The organism is Pseudomonas sp. SORGH_AS_0199 (genome assembly GCF_031453735.1).
Lineage (GTDB): Bacteria > Pseudomonadota > Gammaproteobacteria > Pseudomonadales > Pseudomonadaceae > Chryseomonas > Chryseomonas aestiva.
Genome location: NZ_JAVJAE010000001.1, coordinates 4,643,184 through 4,663,668 on the forward strand (window position 1 = coordinate 4,643,184; position 20,485 = coordinate 4,663,668).

The following is a 20,485-nucleotide window of genomic DNA, read 5'->3' on the forward strand; positions in this document are numbered from 1 at the left end:
TCAGTCCAGGCTCGTTGACGGTTGCCCCTGCCAGTAGGCGCGGGCCGTGGCGACGTCCGCTTCGATCGCCGCCTTGAGGGCCTCCAGAGAGGCGAATTTCTGTTCGTCGCGGACCTTCTGCACGAAGGTCACGCTGAGGTGGCGACCATAGAGGTCGCCGGAAAAGTCCAGCAGATGGATTTCCAGATGCGGACGGCCATCGCCCTGCACCGTCGGTCGCTGGCCAATGTTGGCCACACCGGGTACCACCTGCCCATCGATCAGGCTGCTGACCAGATAGACGCCGCGCAGCGGCGGTCGGCGCCGCTTGAGCTGGACATTGGCGGTCGGCCAACCCAGCTGACGCGCCAGCTTCTGGCCGTGCAATACCCGGCCCGAGAGGCTGTAGGGGCGTCCCAACATGCGCGCGGCCAGGGCCAGATCGCCGTCGGCCAGGGCCTGGCGGATCAGGGTACTGCTCACCCGCAGGCCATCCAGCTCGACGGTGGTGGCGGCTTCCAGGGTGAAGCCGTGGTCGCGGGCGGCCAGATTCAGGTAGGTGAAGTCGCCGGCGCGATCGCAGCCGAAACGGAAGTCGTCGCCGATCTCCAGGTGCTTCACCCCCAGGCCGTCCACCAGCACCTGCTGGACGAAGGCCTCGGCGGACAACTCGCGCAGCCGCCGATTGAAATTCAGGCAGAGCACATTGTCGACGCCCAGGCGCGCGAAGCATTCCAGCTTCTCGCGCAGGCGGGTCAGGCGCACTGGCGCGATGTCGGGCAGGAAGAATTCGCGGGGCTGCGGTTCGAAGATCACCACGCAACTGGGCACCCCAAGCTCCGCCGCTCGCTCACGCAGCCGCGCGAGGATGGCCTGGTGCCCCAGGTGAACCCCGTCGAAGTTGCCAATGGTGGCAACGCAGCCCTTGGGAAAGGCGTCGAGATGATGGAGACCGCGAAACAGCTGCATGGATAGGGATTGCTCAGAAATTAATCGATTATATCCGGATGCCCGCCGCGAGGACAGGCGCACACCCGGCCTTGTGCAATCACAGCACCGCGCGCCGATTGAAGTCGCGCACGCGGAAGCCGAGCAGGAAGAGACTGGCGAAATAGGCCAGCACCCCCGCGGCGACCAGGCCGCCCAGACGCAGCAGGCGCTGCCACATCAGCCCCTCGCTCCAGCTGGGCAGCAGCTGCATCAGACCGAACAGGACGGCGGTCATCACCGCCACCGCGATCAGCAGCCGGAGCAGGAAGCCCGTCCAGCCCGGTTGGGGGATGAACAGGTTATGGCGGCGCAACTGCCAGAATAAAAGGCCGGCGTTGAGACAGGCCGCCAGACCTATGGCCAGGGCCAGGCCGACGTGCTGCAGCGGCCCGATCAGGATCAGGTTGAGCACCTGGGTCACCGCCAGGGTGAAGATGGCGATCTTTACCGGCGTCTTGATGTTCTGCTGGGCATAGAAGCCCGGCGCCAGCACCTTGACCAGGATGATGCCGAGCAGTCCCACGGCATAGGCGACCAGCGCCCGCTGGGTCATCAGGGCGTCATGGGCATCGAAGCGACCGTACTGGAACAGCGAGACGGTCAGCGGCTCGGACAGCAACGCCAGGGCCGCGGAACAGGGCAGCACCAGCAGGAAGCAGAGTCGCAGCCCCCAGTCGAGCAGTCGCGAATACTCCTGGCGATCGGCCTTGGCGTAGGTACGTGACAGCGCCGGCAGCAGGATGGTCCCGAGCGCCACGCCGAGCACCCCCGAAGGCAACTCCATCAGGCGATCGGCGTAGTACATCCAGGACACCGAGCCGGCCGCCAGGAAAGAAGCGAAGATGGTGTTGATGATCAGCGAGATCTGACTGACCGAGACCCCGAGGATCGCCGGCCCCATCTGCTTCATGACCCGCCAGACACCGGTGTCGCGCAGATTCAGCCGCGGCAGCACCAGCATGCCGATGCGCTTGAGGTGTGGCAGCTGATAGAGGAACTGGGCCAGGCCACCCACCAGTGTCGCCCAGGCCAGCGCCATGATCGGCGGATCGAAATAGGGCGTCAGGAACAGCGCGAAGATGATCATGCTGATGTTGAGCAGGGTCGGCACGAAGGCCGGCACGTTGAATCTGTTCCAGGTATTGAGCACGGCGCCGGCCAGGGAGGCCAGGGAGATCAGCAGGATGTAGGGAAAGGTCACCCGCAGCAGGCTGGACGTGAGGGCGAATTTCTCCGGGGTATCGGCAAAGCCCGGCGCGGTGATCCAGATCACCAGGGGCGCGGCCAGCATGCCCAGCACCGTGACCACCGCCAGCACCAGGGTCAGCAGGCCGCTGACATAGGCCAGGAAGGTCCGGGTGGCCTCCTCGCCCTGCTGGGCCTTGTATTCGGCCAGGATGGGTACGAAGGCCTGGGAAAAGGCGCCCTCGGCGAAGATGCGGCGCAGGAGATTGGGCAGCTTGAAGGCGACGAAGAAGGCATCGGTGGCCATGCCGGCGCCAAAGGTGCGGGCGACGATGGTGTCGCGCACGAAACCCAGCACGCGGGACAGCATGGTCATGGAGCTGACGGCGGCCAGGGACTTGAGCAGATTCATGGCTGGGAGAGGACTCGGTGAACGCAGCGGGACGTGACGAAGGAAGCGCGCGAGCGCAGTCGTGCGATGGGCATAAGCGATCGAGTGTAACGAGGCCCTTCATCGGCGACCAGCCGGATATCCATCCAGACGGCCTTGACAGCCGACGCCAGGGACGTCAAGATTCGCGACCTTAATTTAGCTCTGTACTTGCTACAGAGTTCGCTCTGTACCCAATACAGTCTTTTTCGAAGGAGCTCCACGGTGGCTAACTCCCCCTCCGCCAAAAAACGCGCCAAACAGGCTGAGAAGCGTCGCAGCCACAATGCGAGCCTGCGCTCCATGGTGCGTACCTACATCAAGAACGTCGTCAAGGCGATCGAAGCCAAGGACCTGGAAAAAGCCAAGTCCGCTTACGTTGCTGCCGTCCCGGTCATCGACCGCATGGCCGACAAGGGCATCATCGACAAGAACAAGGCCGCTCGTCACAAGAGCCGCCTGAACGCTCACATCAAGGCCCTGGCTACCCCCGCCGCTGCCTGATAAGCGTTCGAACAAGAAACCGGCCTAGGCCGGTTTTTTATTGCCTGAGATTCAAGAGCCCAACGCCCCCCCCCCCCCGCAGAGGCGCCAGGCTCGACGATCGTCAGACCAGGACCAGGTTGTCCCTGTGGATCAGTTCGGGCTCGTAGACGTAGCCCAGCTCGACGACGATGGCATCCGAGGGCCGCCCCAGGATGCGCCGCGCCTCGGTCGCACTGTAGTTGACCAGACCACGCGCCACCTCGCGCCCATCCGGGCCAACGCAGGCGACCATCTCGCCACGCCGGAAGCTGCCTTCCAGCTCCCGTACACCCACCGGCAACAGACTGCGATGACCGCCTACCAGGGCCTGCACCGCACCGGCATCCAGGCGCAGGGTGCCACGCACCTGCAGATGCCCGGCCAGCCACTGCTTGCGCGCCGCCACCAGGCCGCGCTCGGGTGACAGCAGGGTCCCCAGCTGCTCGCCCTGCTGCAGGCGACTGAGCACCTGCTGGATACGCCCACCGACGATGACGGTATAGGCACCGGAACGTGCCGCCAGACGAGCAGCACGCAGCTTGGTCTGCATGCCGCCACGCCCCAGGGCACCGCCGGTACCGCCAGCGACCAGATCCAGCGCCGGATCGTCGGCACGCGCCTCGCTGATAAGACTGGCGTCGGGGTTGTTGCGCGGATCGGCGTCGAACATGCCATCGCGATCGGTGAGGATGACCAGCAGATCGGCCTCGACCAGGTTGGCCACCAGGGCCGCCAAGGTGTCGTTGTCGCCAAAACGAATCTCGTCGGTCACGACGGTATCGTTTTCGTTGATCACCGGCACCACGCCCAGGCTCACCAGCGTCCGCAAGGTACTGCGGGCGTTGAGATAGCGCTTGCGATCGGACAGGTCGTCATGGGTCAGCAGGATCTGCGCGGTCTGCACCTGGTGCTCGGCAAAGCTGGATTCCCAGGCTTGCACCAACCCCATCTGCCCCACCGCCGCGGCCGCCTGCAACTCGTTGATGGCGGTCGGGCGCTGCGCCCAGCCGAGCCGGCTCATGCCAGCCGCCACCGCACCCGAGGACACCAGCACCAGCTCGATGCCCGCCTGGTGCAGGGCCACCATCTGCTCGACCCAACCAGCCATGGCCCCACCGTCCAGACAACGACCGTCGTCGGTCAGCAGGGCACTGCCGATCTTCACCACCCAGCGCTGGGCGCCAGACACCTGATCACGCATGGGCAAGCTCCTTTCTTACCGTACGTAGAAGATTTCCGGACCGTCGCCGTCGTCTTCGTCATCGAAGTCGTCATCGGCATCGTCCACCGCCTTGACCCCGGAACGACGCAGGGCACGCTGGTCATCCAGCGCCTGCAGCCGTGCCCGCGCCTCGTCCTCGATGCGCTGATCGAGTTCTTCCAGCGCTTCGGCATAGGCCGGATCCTCGGCAAGGCGCAGGGTGCGCTCGTCGAGATACTGCATGATCGCCTGACAGAGCTGCTCGGTCCCTTCGCGCTCAAGCGCGGAGATGACAAAGACCGGACCCTGCCAGTCCAGGTGCTCGACCACCGCCTTGAGGCGCTCTTCGCGCTCGTCGTCGAGCAACTGGTCGGCCTTGTTCAGCACCAGCCAGCGGTCACGTTCGCCGAGCGCCGGGCTGAACTTGGTGAGCTCGTTGATGATGGTCTCGGCAGCCTCGGCCGGATCGCTCTCATCCAGCGGTGCCATGTCGACAAGGTGCAGCAGCAGGCGGGTTCGCGCCAGGTGCTTGAGGAAACGGATCCCCAGACCGGCGCCTTCGGAGGCACCCTCGATCAGCCCCGGAATGTCGGCGACCACGAAGCTCTTGAAGCGCCCCACGCTGACCACACCCAGATTCGGCACCAGGGTGGTGAAGGGATAGTCCGCCACCTTGGGCTTGGCAGCCGACACCGCACGGATGAAGGTGCTCTTGCCGGCATTGGGCAGGCCGAGCAGGCCGATGTCCGCCAGCACCTTGAGCTCCAGCTTGAGATCACGCTCTTCGCCGGGCTTGCCGGGCGTGGTCTGCCGCGGCGCACGGTTGGTGCTGGATTTGAAACGGGTATTGCCGAGGCCGTGCCAGCCGCCCTGGACCACCCTGATGCGCTGACCGGGCTGGGTCAGGTCGCCGATGATCTCCTGGGTCGCCGCATCGATCACCGTGGTGCCCACGGGTACCGGCAGCACCAGGTCTTCACCCTTGGCGCCGGTGCACTCGGTGCTCCCGCCCTTTTCACCGTTCTGCGCGGTGAAACGTCGGGGTGTAACGGTAATCGACCAGGGTGTTCAGGTTGATGTCGGCTTCAAGCCAGATCGACCCGCCATCGCCACCGTCACCGCCATTTGGGCCACCCTTCTCGATGAATTTCTCCCGGCGGAAACTCATCATGCCGTTGCCGCCGTCACCCGCTTTTACGTGTATGGATACTTCATCGACGAATTTCATCTGGACCTCCCGCGCTCGCGGGCCGCTGCAAACAAGGAAATAGCTTAACTACAAGGGAAATAGCTTAACTACAAACGAAAAAGCCCCGTCGGGTAGACAGGGCTTTTCTTTCGTCACGGGCCTTAGGCGGCGGCGACGATGCTCACGTAACGACGGCCAAAGGCGCCCTTCACGTCGAACTTGATCACGCCGTCCACTTTCGCGAACAGGGTGTGATCCTTACCGAGGCCCACGCCGTAACCGGCATGGTACTGGGTGCCGCGCTGACGCACGATGATGTTGCCGGCCTTGACGACCTGGCCGCCATACAGCTTCACGCCAAGGCGTTTGCTTTCGGAATCGCGACCGTTACGAGTAGAACCACCCGCTTTTTTGTGTGCCATGAGTCAATTCTCCGTTAGAGGCGAGATCAGGCCTGGATGCCAGTGATCTTGATTTCGGTGAACCACTGACGGTGGCCCTGACGCTTCATGTGATGCTTACGACGACGGAATTTGATGATGGTGACCTTGTCGTGACGGCCCTGGGCGGTCACTTCGGCGGTCACTTTGGCACCATCAACGACCGGCAGACCGATCTTGACGTCGTCACCGTTGCCAACCAGCAGAACCTGGTCGAAGGTGACGGTTTCACCGGTGGCGATGTCGAGCTTCTCGACCTTCAGGTATTCGCCTTCGGCGACCTTGTATTGCTTGCCACCGGTAACGATAACTGCGTAGGACATGGTAAATCTCCGTTAAACCTGCTCACCCGGTGCTTTATAGGAGGTATCGTCGACCGGCATGGCTGCACGGGACCGGAAGGACCGCCGCGCAATTGCGTAAGACAGGGGGTCAACCCTAGGAATGTTCAGGGCCCGCGATTCTACGCAAGCCCGGGCCAGGAGGCAAGAGCCGTCCGCCCGCGCCTTGACAGCCCCCCACCCCACCCCTAGCATGCCGCGCAACCTCGTTCAGCGGCCATGCCGGGCCGGTGCCCAGCCGAATCGGCAGGAGCGGCGAGCCGCGGGAGCGCGATGGCAATCCCTGGGCATGGCACTCGTGCCGGTCCCTAGGGCATAGTCTGGCGGTCATGCGCCATCCGGCCGCCTGAATATTGCCCGGACCTCCAGTGGACACCTCTCAATGACGCAGCAATCCCAGTCCTTCTATCGCGTGGTGACGGACGATTTCGCCGCCGTAGACGGCATCATCCGCCAGCAGCTGACCTCGCGCGTGCCGCTGGTCGAGAAGATTGGCGACTACATCGTCTCCGCGGGCGGCAAACGCCTGCGTCCGCTGCTGGTCCTGCTGGCCGGCAAGGCGCTCGGGCGCGCCGACCACGATCTGCAGCTGCTGGCGGCGACCATCGAATTCCTGCACACCTCCACCCTGCTGCACGACGATGTCGTCGATGCCTCGGGGATGCGCCGCGGCCGCTCCACCGCCAACGCCCTCTGGGGCAATGCCCCCAGCGTGCTGGTCGGCGACTTCCTCTATGCCCGCTCCTTCGAGATGATGGTGGCGCTGGGCTCCATGGAGGTGATGCGCATCATCTCCCAGGCCACTCGTGTCATCGCCGAGGGCGAGGTGCTGCAGCTGTCGAAGATCCGCGACGCCAGCACCACCGAAGAGATCTACATGGAGGTCATTCGCGGCAAGACCGCCATGCTCTTCGAGGCCTCCACCCACAGCGCAGCGATCCTGGCCGACGCCAGCGCCGAACAGGCGGACGCCCTGCGTCGCTATGGCGATCATCTGGGGGTGGCCTTCCAGCTGGTCGACGACCTGCTCGACTACCAGGGCGACGCCGTGGCCCTGGGCAAGAACGTCGGTGACGACCTGGCCGAAGGCAAACCGACCCTGCCGCTGATCGTGACCATGCGCGAAGGCACTGCCGAACAGGCCGCACTGGTACGCCAGGCGATCCGCCAGGGCGGCAGCCAGGATCTGGAAGGCGTGCGCGCCGCCGTCGAAGCCGCCGGCGCCCTGGACTATACCGCGCGCAAGGCGCAGGAATTCGCCGAGCGGGCCATCGCCTGCCTGGATGCTCTGCCCGCCAGCGAATATCGCGACGCACTCGCCGATCTGGGTCGCTTCTCGGTGGCCCGTACCCACTGAGGCCTGCCGTCGACTGACTGAGCCCGCCGTCGCCAGATTGCTGGCTTTTTCATGTCCTACTAAAAAAGTCAGGTAATCGGCTTGCTATTTATTGAATAAGAATTATTCTCATAAATAGCACAGCAGGAGCCCTTGCCATGACTTATCTGATCGACGCCTGGCTGGACCGGCCGCACCCCTATCTGCGCATCCTCAACCGGGAAACCGGCAAGGTCTGCGCGGAACTGGACGAGACGGCCCTGGAAGAACTCAAGGATTTGGGCGAGCTGGACCTGCACAGCCTCACCTCCAGCGAACCGCGGGTGGTGAAGGAGCAGATCCGCCAGGTCTTCCTGTTCAGCTACGCCCTGGCCCTGCGCCCGGACAACGAGGCGCTGCGGCTGGACTGCTGAAGGCCGGAGAGTGGCCAACAGAACGTAGCGAGCGGTTGTTAGGCGGGTGCGCGCGGAGCGCAGAAACCGCAATGTACAAGTGGTACATGAGGATTTCGAGCACGGCACGCACCCGCCTGGCGGACGCGCAGTAGTTTTGTTGGTCGCTCTTAAAGGACGTCGAGCAGCTCGACGTCAAACACCAGCACGCTGTGCGGCGGGATGCCGCCGACGCCCTGGGCGCCATAGGCCAGTTCACTGGGCACATGCAGGCGCCACTTGCTGCCGGCAGGCATCAGTTGCAGGGCTTCGGTCCAGCCGGCGATCACGCCGCCCACCGGAAACTCGGCCGGCTGGCCACGCTGGTAGGAGCTGTCGAACACGCTGCCGTCGATGAGGGTGCCGTGGTAGTGGGTACGCACCTGGTCTTCGCGAGTCGGCGTAGCGCCTTCACCCTGGGTGAGCACCTCGTATTGCAGACCGGACGGCAGCACCACGACGCCAGGGCGCTCGGCATTGGCCTTCAGGTAGTCGACGCCTTCCTGGGCGGCCGCGGCGGCCTTGATCTGGGCTTCTGCCTGCATGCGCTCGCGGATGACCCGGAAGCTGGCGTTCAGCGACTCGACGTCCACCCGGGACTCCTGGCCGTCGAAGGCCTCGTTGAGACCGGCGAGCACGGCTGCCAGCTGCATGCCGGGGACCGGATTCTGGCGCAGCTGATCGCCCAATTGGCGGCCGATGCCATAGCTGACGCGGGCTTCGTCGGTGTCGAGCAGAATGTCGTTCATAGCAGCCTTTCCATCGTCAAAAAGGAGCCGAGCCTAGCACATCAGGGACTCGACTCGCCGCCGCCTAGGCTGCCACGCTGCCGGCGACAGCGCTCGGAGCAGTAGCGCACCTCGTCCCAGTCGCGCTCCCACTTCTTGCGCCAGGTGAAGGGCCGTTGGCAGACCGGACAGAGCTTGGTGGGCAGATCGGCCTTCTTCATAGGGATTCTCCTGCGTCGAGACGTGCCAGCAGTGCCTCGCCCCGCTGCCACAGCGCCTGTTGCCGTTCGGGCGTCTGACGATCGAGATTGCGATAGAGATTGAGCATGCGCGGATAGTCGGCGAAGCGCCCGCGATGGCGGATCAGGAAATGCCAGTAGAGGGCATTGAAGGGGCAGGCCCGCTCGCCCAGCGCCTCGCCGACCTGATAGTGGCAGCCCTTGCAATAGTCGGACTGGCGACGGATGTACTGGCCGCTGGCGCAATAGGGCTTGCTCGCCAGATAGCCACCGTCCGCGTGCATTACCATGGCCTGGGTGTTGGGCAGCTCGACCCACTCGAAGGCATCCAGATAGACCGCCAGGTACCACTCGCCGATGGCCTGGGGCGCGATGCCGGCCAGCAGGGCGAAGTTGCCGGTGACCATCAGCCGCTGGATATGGTGGGCGTAACCCAGCGCCAGGGTCTGGCCGATGGCTTCGCGCATGCAGGCCATGCGGGTCGTCCCGGTCCAGTAGAACTCCGGTAGCGCCCGGCTATTGCCCAGCACATTGAGCTCCCGGTAGTCGGGCATGCGCAGCCAGTAGACGCCATGGACGTACTCCCGCCAACCGATCAGTTGACGCAGAAAACCCTCGGCGCTGTTGAGCGGCACCCTGCCCTCGCGATAGGCGGCGTCCACGTCGGCGCAGAGCTGACGCAGGTCCAGCAGCCCGATATTGAGTGCCGCGCTGATCCGCGCGTGATGCAGATAGGGCTCGCCATGGGCCATGGCGTCCTGGTAGCGGCCGAAGTCGCGCAGACCCGACGCGAGGAAATGCTGCCAGAGGCGCTCGGCATCGGTACGGGTCACCGGATAGTCGAAGCCCTCCAGCCGGCCATAGTGATGGGCGAAGCGCTGCCCGACCAGGTCGAGCACTTCCCGGGTACAGGCATCGGGCGGACAGCTGAAGGGCTCGGGGACAGGATGGTGCCTGGGCAGGGCCTTGCGATTGTCCCTGTCCAGATTCCAGACCCCGCCACAGGGTTCATCCTCCCCTTCCATCAACCAGCCGTGTCGTCTGCGCATGCCGCGGTAGAAGGCCTCCATGCGCAACTCGGTGCGGGCCCCGGCCCAGCGGGCGAAGGCGCCGCGGCTGCAGAGGAATCGGTCGTCGCCGTGCCACTGCACAGGCACCGCCAGAGCGAGACCCCGCAAGGCCTGTTCCAGACGCCATTCGCCGGCCTCGGTCAGATGAACCTCGCACGCGCCCGTCCTCTTCGCCCAGAAAGCGATCTCGGCCGGCAGCGAGCTCTGGTTGTCCGGGTCATTCAGGGTGCGGTAATGGACCTGGAAGCCATGCGTGCGCATCTCGCTGGCGAAGTGGCGCATGGCGCTGAAGATCAGGGCGATCTTGCGCGGATGGTGCGGGACGTAGCTGGTTTCTTCCGGGACCTCGGCGAGCAGCAGCACGTCCTGGGCGGGATCGGCATCGCGCAGGGAGGCCAGCCGGGGCGACAACTGATCGCCAAGGATCGGCAGCAGGCGCCGGACGACGCCGTCGCTCAAGAGGCGTTCCGGTAGTTCAGCGGGATCTTCAGGGGTTCCGAGGAGCGTGGCGCCATGCCGACCATCTCGTCATAGGCGCTGTGCTGGATGAGAAAGCACGGCAGCGGCGGCAGGTCGGCCAGCAGACGGCGGGCCTGGGCAGCGGAGCCCAGGCGGTAGAAGTGGCCATCCCGGCCGGTCAGCCGCGTGCGACCGTCCTGGGTGAGCACCTCGAGCACATAGAAGCCGCCCTCGATGGACAGCAGATTGAGTTCACGGACCTCGCCGGCCTGGGCGCGCTGGGTCAATTCCGGCAATTGCATGGAAACCTCCGGGTCGAGATCGACGCCAGGGTTGGTATCGATCGGCAGCTGTGAGCATTCGACAACCTAGGACAAGCAAGCGCAGCGGCGCAATCCACAAAGCGTAAACGAAAGCTGCCGGCGGCGGACAAGTGGCCGCCCGGCCCGTCAGTGCTTGGTCAGCCGATCCAGATAGCCCATGGCGAAGGCCGAGACCACGAACACCAGATGGATGATCACGTACCACTTGAGGTATTCGGGATTGGTGTTCTGGGCATCCATGAAGATGCGCAGCAGGTGGATCGAGGAGATGGCGACGATGGAGGCAGCCACTTTGTTCTTCAGCGAGCCCGAATCCATCTTGCCCAGCCAGCTGAGCTTTTCCGAGCCTTCATCGATGTCCAGCTGGGAGACGAAATTCTCGTAGCCGGAGATCATCACCATGACCAGCAGGCCACCCACCAGCGCCATGTCGATAAGCGACAGGACCAGCAGGATGAGTTCGGCTTCGGTGGATTGGAAGATGTGCGGCAGGACGTGGAAGACTTCCTGAAAGAACTTGAGCGCCAGCAGGACCAACGCCAGGGACAACCCCAGATAGATGGGGGCCAGCAGCCAGCGGGAGGCGTAAAGGGCTTTTTCGATCAGACGTTCCATGCAGACTCGCTCGGATTACCAGGGCCGGGCGAGTATACCGGGGCGGTGCGGGCGGACCAATGCGGCAGGTTGTACCTGACTCAGGCGTCGGGGCCGACCTGGAAACGCACCTGCTGGTGGGCACGTTCGCCGTTCATCTTGCGCAGCTCGCTCTGCATGTGCAGGCGCCAGATCTGGGTCTCTTCGACCTGGATATAGCCCTGTTCCACCAGGTTTTCGGCGATGGCGGTCATGACGCCTTCGGCCGCCTTGGGACCGTGGAAAGGCCCCTGGGCCTTGATTGCGGTGGGCTGCTGGCCATTCAGGCCGGCGGCGCACAACAGGGTCCAGAGGCCCTGTTCCTGACCGAGCGGCTTGATTTCGCATTCGATACGGGTGACGAGGCCCAGGCAGGGACGGATCAGGGTAATGGTGCGGGACATGGCGTCATCCTCTCGAAGCGCTCAATGCTCGCCGTTCCTAGGCCAGAGGTATCCACAAAGGCTGTGGACAACCCTGTTGGTCAACAGGGGGCAAGCGGGTCTGGGCGCCGTGCTACTTGGGCTGCGACGCCTTGTACAAAATCCGACCTGCCCCCTGGAGCTCAGTTCTCCTGCGCTTCGTTGTTTTTCCCTTTTGCCTTGGAGTTATCACTGAGTTTGTCGGCCAGTTCATCTTCCAGCTCGAGCTCGGCGATTTCCTTGAGACGCTGTACCACGCGCGCATTGACGCTGCCGTCCGGGAAGCGACCCTTGGCATCCGGTGCCCCGGCGGGCTCGCCCACCAGCAGCGACAGAGCCTCGTCCGCCTGGCGCACGGCATAGACATGGAACAGCCCCTCGCGCACCGCTGCCAGCACGGTCTCGTCGAGCATCAGGTTGGTGACGTTGGCGCGCGGGATGATCACGCCCTGCTCGCCGGTCAGACCGCGGGCCTGACAGAGGCGGAAGAAGCCCTCGATCTTCTCGTTCACCCCGCCGACCGGTTGCACCTCGCCGAACTGGTTGATGGAGCCGGTAATGGCGAAGCACTGCTTGAGCGGCGTGCGGGACAGCGCGGAGATCAGGGTGCAGGCCTCGCCGAGGGAGGCGCTGTCACCATCGACATAGCCATAGGACTGCTCCAGGGCGATGCTGGCCGAGATCGACAGCGGGAATTCCTGGGCATAGCGACTGCCCAGGTAGCCGGTCAGGATCATCACGCCCTTGGAGTGGATGGGCTGGCCCAGGCTGACCTCGCGCTCGATGTCGAGGATGCCACTGGCGCCCGGGTAGACCGTAGCGGAGATGCGCGCCGGCATGCCGAAGGCGGAATCGGCCACCTCCAGAACGGTGAGGCCGTTGCACTTGCCCACCGCGGCGCCCTGGGTGTCGATGAGGATGAGGCCGGTGAGCATGTCGTCCAGCACCCGGGCGCAGACGCGACCGGTGCGGGTTTCCTTGGCCTTGAGCGCGCGCTCGACATGGCCCTTGTCGGTCCGCTCGTCGCCGGCCAGGTGGCGGATGAAGTCGGCTTCGCTGACCAGCTGGAACAGATCGCCGATACGCGCCGACAGCCGGCCCTGGTGCTCGGCCAGCCGCGCGCTGTAGGTGGCCAGCCGCGCCACGGCCGCCGAGGTCAGGGGCGCCATGCCCTCTTCCGAGGTGCGCGTCTTGAGTAGCTGGGCAAACTGCTCGAGGCTTTCGTCGCGCAGTGGCAGCTCTTCGTCGAAGTCCACCAGTACCCGGAACATCTCCTGGAAGTCCGAATCCAGCTCTTGCAGGGTGTAGTAGATGTTGCGCGAGCCGATGATGATGACCTTGAGCTGCAGCGGGATCTGCTGCGGCGCCAGGCTCATGGCGGTGAGCCGACCCAGCTCGGCCAGCGGCGATTCCATCTTCAGCTGACGCGAATGCAGGGCGCGCTTGAGGGCATCCCAGACGAAGGGCTCGGTCAGCAGCTTGTCCGCCTCGACGATGAGGAAGCCGCCATTGGCGCGGTGCAGCGCGCCGGGGCGCAGCTGGCGATAGTTGGTGTAGAGCGCGCCCTGATCGGACTGGTACTCGATACGGCCGAAGAGGTTGTCGTAGGTCGGGTGGGACTCGAATACCACCGGGGCACCACCGGTGACGTGGTGGCCGATGATCAGATTGGGCTCGTACTGCTCGCGCAGCTCCTTGCGCCGCTGCATGTCGGGCTTGGCGTCGTCGGCCAGTTGCTCGACCACCGTCTTGAGCAGGTCTACCTGCATGGCCTGCAGGTAGGCGCAGACCCCGGGGTTGTCGTTGTACTTTTCCGACAGCGGCGCCAGCAGTGGCTGCAGGGCCTGGATGATGGTGTCTTCGTTCAGGGCGCGCAGCTGGTTGCTCGACTCGCGCCGCCACTGCGGCAGGCTGGCCAGCTCTTCGTTGAGACGCTCTTCCAGGCTGGAGATGTCGGCGTGGAACCGCTCCCGCTCGGCCTCGGGCAACTGGGCGAAGTCGGCTTCATCCAGCGCCTTGCCTTCCTTCATCGGGGTGAAGGCGACATTGTTGGCGTCGCGGTAGAGGGCGATTTCCTTTTCCAGGGCGAGCTTTTCCACCACGTCCAGCGCCTGGTCATAGTGCTGGTTGAAGGCGCGCTCGATGGCGCTCTTCTTCTGCTGGAAGGCCGGATGCTCGAATACCGCCGGAAAGGTGGCCAGCAGGTTGTCGATGAAATGGGCCATGTCGGCCACGAAGGCCTCGCCCTCGCCGGGAGGCAGCTCCAGCACGCTTGGCGCCCGGGGCTCTTCGAAGTGATTCAGGTACACCCAGTCGTTGGGCGTCGGCTGGCGCTTGGCTTCGGCCTTGAGATAGCGCTGGACGAAGGAGAAACGACCGGTGCCCGGCTCGCCCATGACAAAGACGTTATAGCCGGGCCGCGGCATGGCCACGCCGAACTGCAGGGCTTCCACCGCGCGCTCCTGACCCAGGATGCCGCGAAAGGGCTCGAGCTGATCGGTATCGGCGAAGGAAAACTGTTCGGGGGCGAAGGGGCGGGTCAGCTCATCAGGGGCGAGCCGGAGACCGGCTGCGACGGGATCGTGCATCGTAAGTCCTTGTCAGGCATGCAAGCAGTGCCCGCATTCTGCGACCGGGATGACAGCCGAAGCAAGGCAAGCGGCGCTCCGCCGCGTATTTAAGCGCAGCGGTTCGAGGGGCTTGCCATGACGTCCGTCGGTATTTTTCAACCCAGGCGTTTTTTGACGAAATTCTCACCAGGTGCCAACTAAGCTTTCTCCATAGGGATCAGACGTAGTATCCCGTGAGGAGGCTCCCATGGCTGTCTCTCGTCGTCTCGCCTCGCTGTTCATCCTGCTGGCCAGTCTCGCGGCCTGCACCAGTTACCACGACCAGTTGATCGCCAAGGGCTATCCCCCGGCCTATGCCGATGCGCTTCAGCGACGGTTGCCAGACCGGCAAACAGGCGGTCAATGGCATCGGTTACGAGCACAAGGACGCCCGTCGCTTCGCCGCGGAAAGGCCCTACCAGCAGGGGTGGGACGCGGGCTACGCGCAATGCGTGCAGGTGGCCCAGCGCGAAGAGCAGCAGCGCTTCATCGAGCAGGTCCGGGAAAATCGCGAAAGCGCCGAATCGCTGCTGCAGCGCTCGAGAACACGTTGAGGTCGCAGCCAACCTTGCGACCCTGACCGGATGACCTATGCTGGCGGGCCTGCTAGTCGAGCCCTGCCGATGTCTGCCCGCTCTCCGCTGTTTGCCGTCGCCCTGCTGCTGGTCGCCATGACCTCGATCCAGACCAGCGCCAGCCTGGCCAAGACCCTGTTCCTGCGTCTCGATCCGGTGGGCGTCACCACCCTGCGGCTGATCTTCGCGGCTCTCGTCCTGCTGATCGTGCTGCGCCCCTGGCGCAACTTCCGCCGCGCGGCGCTGGGCAGCCTGCTGGGCTATGGCGTCGCCATGGGCGTGATGAACCTGACCATCTACCTGGCCATGCAGCGGCTGCCGATCGGCATCGCCGTCGGCCTGGAATTCGTCGGTCCGCTGGTGGTGGCGCTGTGCGCCCTGCGCCGCTGGCTGGACCTGCTGTGGATCGTGCTGGTGGTGGCCGGCCTGGCCGTGCTCCTGCCCTTCGGCCACAACGCCTCCGCACTGGATCCGCTGGGCACCACCCTGGCCCTGGGGGCTGGCGCCTGCTGGGCGATCTACATCGTCCTGGGCAAGCGCGCCGGCGCGGTTCACGGTACCGGCACGGTGGCTTTCGGCGCGACCATCGCCGCCCTGGTCGTGCTGCCCATCGGCATCGTCCACAGCGGCAGCAATCTCTTGCAACCGGAAATCTGGCCGCTGGCGCTGGCCCTGGCGCTGATGTCCACGGCCATTCCCTATGCCCTGGAAATGGTCGTCCTGACCCGCCTGCCGGCCGCCACCTTCGGCACCCTGATGAGTCTGGAACCGGCGCTGGGCGCCCTTTCCGGCTGGGTATTCCTCGGCGAGATCCTGGGCGTCGCCCAGTGGTTCGCCCTCGCCTGCATCATCGCCGCGTCCATCGGCGCCACCTGGAGCAGCCGCCTGACCCCGGAGCAAACGCCACTCTAGATACTCTATAGCGAGGCGAATCCTCACGCGGAGCGACGACGATGATCTATCTGATAATGGGCGTCTCGGGCAGTGGCAAGACCACCCTGGGCGAACTCCTGGCCAGCCGGCTGGACTGCCGTTTCGACGATGCCGACACCTTTCACAGCCAGGCCAACAAGGACAAGATGGCCAAGGGCATCGCCCTCACCGACGAGGATCGCTGGCCCTGGCTGGATGCCATCCACGACGCCATGCAGCAGGCGCAGGCCGAAGGCACCACGCGGGTGTTCGCCTGCTCGGCGCTGAAGAAGGTCTATCGCGATCGCCTGCTGAACGGCCTGGAAGGCGTCCGGCTGCTGTTCCTCAAGGGCTCACCCGAGCTGCTGGCCGAGCGCATTGGCAGGCGCCGCGGGCATTTCTTCGATCCCAAGCTCCTGCAGAGCCAGCTCGACACCCTGGAGGCGCCGGATCACCTGGAAGCCCAGGTGCTGGACGTACGCAAGGCGCCCGAGAAGCTGGTGGACGAGGTGCTTGAGCACGGCCACGGCGCCTGAGCGCGGCGGCCGCCGGCTCAGACCGCGACCGGCGCCTTGATGTGCGGATGGGCCTGGTAGCCTGCCAGTTCGAAATCCTCGAAGCGGAAGGCGAACAGGTCCGTGATCGCCGGATTGAGCTTCATGGTCGGCAGCGGCAGCGGTTCGCGGGTCAGTTGCAGATCGGTCTGCTCCAGGTGATTGGCATAGAGATGGCAATCACCGCCGGTCCAGATGAATTCGCCCGGTTGCAGTCCGGTGACCTGGGCCACCATCAGGGTCAGCAGTGCGTAGCTGGCGATATTGAAGGGCACGCCGAGGAAGATGTCCGCGGAACGCTGATACAGCTGGCAGCTCAGCCGGCCATCGGCGACATAGAACTGGAACAGCGCATGGCACGGCGGCAGCGCCATCTCGTCCACCAGCGCCGGATTCCAAGCCGAGACGATCAGCCGCCGCGAGTCGGGCTTGGCGCGGATCATGTCCACCACCCCGGCGATCTGGTCGATATGGCGACCGTCCGGTGCAGGCCAGCTACGCCACTGGTAGCCATAGACCGGGCCCAGTTCGCCGTTCTCGTCGGCCCACTCGTCCCAGATGGACACGCCGTTGTCCTTGAGGTAACGGATGTTGGTCTCGCCCTGCAGGAACCACAGCAGCTCGTGGATGATGGATCGCAGATGGCACTTCTTGGTGGTGACCAGGGGAAAGCCCTCGGCCAGATCGAATCTCATCTGGTAGCCGAAGACGCTGTAGGTCCCGGTGCCGGTGCGGTCGCTCTTGAAGGTGCCGTGTTCGCGCACGTGGCGCATCAGGTCGAGGTACTGTTTCATGGCGGGAGCGCTACCTGGCAAAAGGCAAATGGTATCAAATCGCGCCTCGCGAGAGCGGTCGCGCTTGTCGCAGCCCTGACCATCGGACACAAAAAAAGCGGCCCTGAGGCCGCCTTTTCCATCAATCCTCAGCTGTTGGCCGGCGGCGCCATGAGGGTCGCCGTTTCGCGTTCGCGCCGGGTGATCTCCGAGGCCGTGGCGTCCATGGCTTCCTGCAGGCCCTGCAGGCGCTTCTTCTCGGCGCGGCGGGTGAAGTACCAGGCGAAGAAGGTGAACAGCGAGACCGCCAGGAGGATCAAACTGGCGATGGCATTGATCTCCGGCTTCACGCCCAGGCGCACTGCGGAGAACACCTCCATGGGCAGGGTGGTCGAGCCGGGGCCCGAGACGAAGCTCGCCAGCACCAGGTCGTCCAGCGACAGGGCGAAGGACATCATGCCGCCCGCCGCCAGCGAGGGCGCGATCATGGGAATGGTGATCAGCAGGAACACCTTCCACGGCCGGGCGCCCAGGTCCATGGCCGCCTCCTCGATGGACAGGTCCAGTTCGCGCAGGCGTGAGGAGACCACCACCGCCACATAGGAGGAGCAGAAGCTGGTGTGGGCGATCCAGATGGTGGTCACGCCGCGGTCCTGCGGCCAGCCGATCAGTTGCGCCATGGAGACGAACAGCAGCAGCAGCGACAGACCGGTGATCACCTCGGGCATCACCAGCGGCGCCGTGACCATGCCGCCGAAGACGGTGCGGCCGCGGAAGCGCGGGATGCGGGTCAGCACGAAGGCCGCCAGGGTGCCGAGGATCACCGAAGAGATGGCCGTGTAGAAGGCGATCTCCAGCGAGCGGAACACCGCGCTCATCAGCTGGGTATTGTCCAGCAGGCCGACGTACCACTTCACCGACCAGCCGCCCCAGACGGTCACCAGCCGCGACTCGTTGAAGGAGTAGATGACCAGGATGACCATCGGCAGGTAGATGAACAGCAGCCCGAGCACCAGCATCAGGTTGGTGAACTTGAGGCCTTTCATAGCTTGCCCTCCAGTTCCTTGGCTTGGTTTCTGTTGAACAGCACGATGGGCACGATGAGGATCACCAGCATCACCACCGCCAGGGCCGAGGCCACCGGCCAGTCACGGTTGTTGAAGAATTCCTGCCAGAGCACGCGGCCGATCATCAGGGTCTCCGGGCCACCCAGCAGCTCGGGAATGACGAACTCGCCCACCGCCGGAATGAACACCAGCATGCAGCCGGCGATGATGCCGTTCTTGGACAGCGGCACGGTGATCCTCCAGAAGCTGGTGAAGCGACTGGCACCCAGGTCGCCAGCGGCTTCCAGCAGGGTCAGGTCATGCTTCACCAGATTGGCGAACAGCGGCAGGATCATGAACGGCAGATAGGAATAGACGATCCCGAGGTACACCGCGAAATTGGTGTTGAGCATCTGCAGCGGACTGCTGATGATCCCCAGATTCATCAGGAAGCTGTTGATCAGGCCATTGGTGGACAGCAGCCCCATCCAGGCATAGACGCGGATGAGGATGGCGGTCCAGGTCGGCATCATGATCAGCAGCAGCAGCACCGTCTGCTTCTCGCGACTAGCCCGGGCGATGGCGTAGGCCATGGGATAGCCGATCAGTAGACAGATCAGGGTGCTGATGCCGGCCATCTTCAGCGAGCCGAGGTAGGCGTCCAGATACAGCGGATCGTCGGCGAACATCAGGTAGTTGCCGAAGTTGAGCGCGATATCCAGTTGCTGATCGGCGTAGGTGAACAGCTCGGTATAGGGCGGAATGGCCACGTCCGCGACCGAGAAGCTGATCTTGAGCACGATCAGGAACGGCAGCAGGAAGAACAGGAACAGCCACACGAAGGGCACGCCGATGGTCAGGCGGCGGCCATCGAGCAGGCGCTTGAGCAAAGGAGGTCTGGTCATGCTTGCAGTACCACGCCGCTGTCGTCTTCCCAGTACACCACCACGGCGTCATCCCAGGTGGGTCGCTTGCCGAGGCGCTCGGCGTTGGCGATGAAGCACTGGACGATGGGGCCGGTGCCCAGCTTGACGTGATAGACCGAGTGCCCGCCCAGGTAGGCGATGTCGTGCACGGTGCCGCTGCACCAGTTGTAGTCGGGATGCTCGTGATCCGCCGGCAGGCTGGTGCCCATCAGCAGTTTCTCGGGGCGAAGGGCGAAGGTGACCTGCTTTTCCTGGGCGCGGGTGCTGATGCCGTGACCGATGTAGATCGGTCGCTCCAGTTGCGGACTGTGAATGATGGCGTGGTCGGCACCGTCGTCGGTCAGCTCGCCGTCGAAGACGTTGACGCTGCCGATGAACTCGCAGACCAGCCGGCTCGCCGGGGTCTCGTAGATGTCCATGGGGCTGCCCACCTGGGCAATCCAGCCCAGGTGCATGATGGCGATGCGCTCGGCCATGGTCATGGCCTCTTCCTGGTCGTGGGTCACCATCACGCAGGTCACGCCCACGCGCTCGATGATCTCTACCAGTTCCAGCTGCATCTGCGAACGCAGTTTCTTGTCCAGGGCGCCCATGGGTTCGTCGAGCAGCAGCAGCTTGGGCCGCTTGGCCAGGGAGCGTGCCAGGGCCACCCGCTGGCGCTGGCCACCGGAGAGCTGGTGCGGCTTGCGCTTGGCGTACTGGGTCATGTGCACCAGCTTGAGCATCTCGGCCACGCGGGCGTCGATCTCGGCCTTGGGCAGCTTGTCCTGCTTGAGACCGAAGGCGATGTTCTGCTCCACGCTCATGTGCGGGAACAGCGCATAGGACTGGAACATCATGTTGATCGGCCGCTCGTAGGGCGGCATGTCGGTGATGTCCACGCCATCGAGGAAGATGCGCCCCTCGCTGGGTCGCTCGAAACCGGCCAGCATGCGCAGCAGGGTCGACTTGCCCGAACCCGAGCCGCCGAGCAGGGCGAAGATCTCGCCCTTGTTGATGGTCAGGGAGACGTCGTCGACAGCGACGGTTTCGTCGAACTTCTTGGTGACCCGGTCGATCTTGACCAGGACTTCCTTGGCTTTCTTGTCGCCGGTGGCGGCTTTCTTGAAGGCACTGGTGGCAGTCGCCATGTACATCTCCCCAGGAAAATCGGGGACCGGTCGGACCGG

Annotated in this window: 22 protein-coding genes, 1 other RNA gene and 1 pseudogene; 6 read left to right on the forward strand and 18 right to left on the reverse strand. The window is 64.5% G+C overall.

Going from position 1 to position 20,485, the window contains the following annotated elements; genetic code table 11:
• Both ribF and murJ read right to left on the reverse strand, forming a co-directional pair.
• Positions 1-948, reverse strand: a complete 948-nt coding sequence (gene ribF, locus QE444_RS21735; RefSeq protein ID WP_133861312.1) for a bifunctional riboflavin kinase/FAD synthetase — start codon at positions 946-948, stop codon at positions 1-3.
• Positions 949-1,027: 79 nt separating this feature from the next.
• Entirely contained in the window at positions 1,028-2,566 is a 1,539-nt protein-coding gene (murJ, locus tag QE444_RS21740; protein ID WP_133861313.1) for a murein biosynthesis integral membrane protein MurJ, read from the reverse strand.
• 243 nt (positions 2,567-2,809) lie between these two features.
• Here murJ and rpsT point away from each other — a divergent pair, with 243 nt between their 5' ends.
• Complete coding sequence (gene rpsT, locus QE444_RS21745) at positions 2,810-3,088, forward strand: 30S ribosomal protein S20 (RefSeq protein WP_007160795.1); 279 nt, start codon at positions 2,810-2,812, stop codon at positions 3,086-3,088.
• A 103-nt stretch (positions 3,089-3,191) separates the two neighbouring features.
• Here the strand turns inward: rpsT and proB are convergent, their stop codons facing one another.
• From proB to rplU, 4 genes and pseudogenes are all read right to left on the reverse strand, one after another.
• Positions 3,192-4,310 carry a glutamate 5-kinase gene (gene proB / locus QE444_RS21750; RefSeq protein WP_017640856.1) on the reverse strand — a complete coding sequence of 373 codons (1,119 nt, stop codon included), beginning with the start codon at positions 4,308-4,310 and terminating at the stop codon, positions 3,192-3,194.
• 15 nt (positions 4,311-4,325) lie between these two features.
• Positions 4,326-5,538 (reverse strand): annotated as a pseudogene (cgtA, locus tag QE444_RS21755) (Obg family GTPase CgtA).
• Positions 5,539-5,660: 122 nt separating this feature from the next.
• Positions 5,661-5,921 (reverse strand): 50S ribosomal protein L27, encoded by a 261-nt coding sequence (gene rpmA / locus QE444_RS21760; protein WP_007160792.1) that lies wholly within the window; start codon positions 5,919-5,921, stop codon positions 5,661-5,663.
• 26 nt (positions 5,922-5,947) lie between these two features.
• Positions 5,948-6,262, reverse strand: coding sequence for a 50S ribosomal protein L21 (rplU, locus tag QE444_RS21765; RefSeq protein WP_007160791.1), 315 nt, complete (start codon positions 6,260-6,262; stop codon positions 5,948-5,950).
• Positions 6,263-6,662: 400 nt separating this feature from the next.
• On the opposite strand from rplU, the gene QE444_RS21770 reads away from it, so the two are divergent.
• Positions 6,663-7,637 carry a polyprenyl synthetase family protein gene (locus QE444_RS21770; protein ID WP_133861316.1) on the forward strand — a complete coding sequence of 325 codons (975 nt, stop codon included), beginning with the start codon at positions 6,663-6,665 and terminating at the stop codon, positions 7,635-7,637.
• 137 nt (positions 7,638-7,774) lie between these two features.
• Positions 7,775-8,029, forward strand: a complete 255-nt coding sequence (locus tag QE444_RS21775) for a hypothetical protein (RefSeq protein WP_007160789.1) — start codon at positions 7,775-7,777, stop codon at positions 8,027-8,029.
• Positions 8,030-8,041: 12 nt separating this feature from the next.
• Here QE444_RS21775 and QE444_RS21780 read toward each other — a convergent pair.
• From QE444_RS21780 to QE444_RS21815, 8 genes are all read right to left on the reverse strand, one after another.
• Positions 8,042-8,117, reverse strand: a non-coding RNA gene (locus tag QE444_RS21780) — sX9 sRNA.
• 61 nt (positions 8,118-8,178) lie between these two features.
• Positions 8,179-8,796: an FKBP-type peptidyl-prolyl cis-trans isomerase gene (locus QE444_RS21785; RefSeq protein ID WP_187980262.1), complete on the reverse strand. Its 618-nt coding sequence runs from the start codon at positions 8,794-8,796 to the stop codon at positions 8,179-8,181.
• Between the two features lie 41 nt (positions 8,797-8,837).
• Positions 8,838-8,996, reverse strand: a complete 159-nt coding sequence (locus tag QE444_RS21790; protein ID WP_280308995.1) for a DUF2256 domain-containing protein — start codon at positions 8,994-8,996, stop codon at positions 8,838-8,840.
• Positions 8,993-10,543 carry a cryptochrome/photolyase family protein gene (locus QE444_RS21795; protein ID WP_309741678.1) on the reverse strand — a complete coding sequence of 517 codons (1,551 nt, stop codon included), beginning with the start codon at positions 10,541-10,543 and terminating at the stop codon, positions 8,993-8,995. Before QE444_RS21795 ends, QE444_RS21790 begins: the two co-directional genes overlap by 4 nt.
• Positions 10,540-10,845 carry a DUF6482 family protein gene (locus QE444_RS21800; protein WP_133861320.1) on the reverse strand — a complete coding sequence of 102 codons (306 nt, stop codon included), beginning with the start codon at positions 10,843-10,845 and terminating at the stop codon, positions 10,540-10,542. Before QE444_RS21800 ends, QE444_RS21795 begins: the two co-directional genes overlap by 4 nt.
• Before the next feature lie 147 nt (positions 10,846-10,992).
• Positions 10,993-11,481 carry a TIGR00645 family protein gene (locus tag QE444_RS21805; protein WP_133861321.1) on the reverse strand — a complete coding sequence of 163 codons (489 nt, stop codon included), beginning with the start codon at positions 11,479-11,481 and terminating at the stop codon, positions 10,993-10,995.
• 80 nt (positions 11,482-11,561) lie between these two features.
• The gene (locus tag QE444_RS21810; protein ID WP_007160783.1) at positions 11,562-11,903 is read right to left on the reverse strand and encodes a hypothetical protein; all 342 of its coding nucleotides are present in this window, start codon (positions 11,901-11,903) and stop codon (positions 11,562-11,564) included.
• Positions 11,904-12,064: 161 nt separating this feature from the next.
• A complete protein-coding gene (locus QE444_RS21815) occupies positions 12,065-14,509 on the reverse strand; it encodes an AAA family ATPase (protein WP_309741681.1) in 2,445 nt (814 codons plus the stop codon).
• A 341-nt stretch (positions 14,510-14,850) separates the two neighbouring features.
• Here QE444_RS21815 and QE444_RS21820 point away from each other — a divergent pair, with 341 nt between their 5' ends.
• The 3 genes from QE444_RS21820 (at position 14,851) to QE444_RS21830 (ending at position 16,553) form a co-directional block, all read left to right on the forward strand.
• Positions 14,851-15,084, forward strand: coding sequence for a hypothetical protein (locus QE444_RS21820; RefSeq protein ID WP_309741683.1), 234 nt, complete (start codon positions 14,851-14,853; stop codon positions 15,082-15,084).
• Positions 15,085-15,153: 69 nt separating this feature from the next.
• A complete protein-coding gene (locus QE444_RS21825) occupies positions 15,154-16,017 on the forward strand; it encodes an EamA family transporter (RefSeq protein WP_187980265.1) in 864 nt (287 codons plus the stop codon).
• A gap of 41 nt (positions 16,018-16,058) precedes the next feature.
• A complete protein-coding gene (locus tag QE444_RS21830; RefSeq protein ID WP_285386496.1) occupies positions 16,059-16,553 on the forward strand; it encodes a gluconokinase in 495 nt (164 codons plus the stop codon).
• A 17-nt stretch (positions 16,554-16,570) separates the two neighbouring features.
• Here the strand turns inward: QE444_RS21830 and QE444_RS21835 are convergent, their stop codons facing one another.
• From QE444_RS21835 to potA, 4 genes are all read right to left on the reverse strand, one after another.
• A complete protein-coding gene (locus QE444_RS21835) occupies positions 16,571-17,365 on the reverse strand; it encodes a thymidylate synthase (RefSeq protein ID WP_285386497.1) in 795 nt (264 codons plus the stop codon).
• A gap of 128 nt (positions 17,366-17,493) precedes the next feature.
• Positions 17,494-18,390 (reverse strand): ABC transporter permease subunit, encoded by an 897-nt coding sequence (locus QE444_RS21840; protein WP_133861327.1) that lies wholly within the window; start codon positions 18,388-18,390, stop codon positions 17,494-17,496.
• Positions 18,387-19,295 carry an ABC transporter permease subunit gene (locus tag QE444_RS21845; RefSeq protein ID WP_133861328.1) on the reverse strand — a complete coding sequence of 303 codons (909 nt, stop codon included), beginning with the start codon at positions 19,293-19,295 and terminating at the stop codon, positions 18,387-18,389. Before QE444_RS21845 ends, QE444_RS21840 begins: the two co-directional genes overlap by 4 nt.
• Positions 19,292-20,446, reverse strand: coding sequence for a polyamine ABC transporter ATP-binding protein (gene potA / locus QE444_RS21850; RefSeq protein ID WP_133861329.1), 1,155 nt, complete (start codon positions 20,444-20,446; stop codon positions 19,292-19,294). The genes QE444_RS21845 and potA overlap by 4 nt, the downstream gene beginning before the upstream one ends.
• Positions 20,447-20,485: the final 39 nt, after the last annotated feature.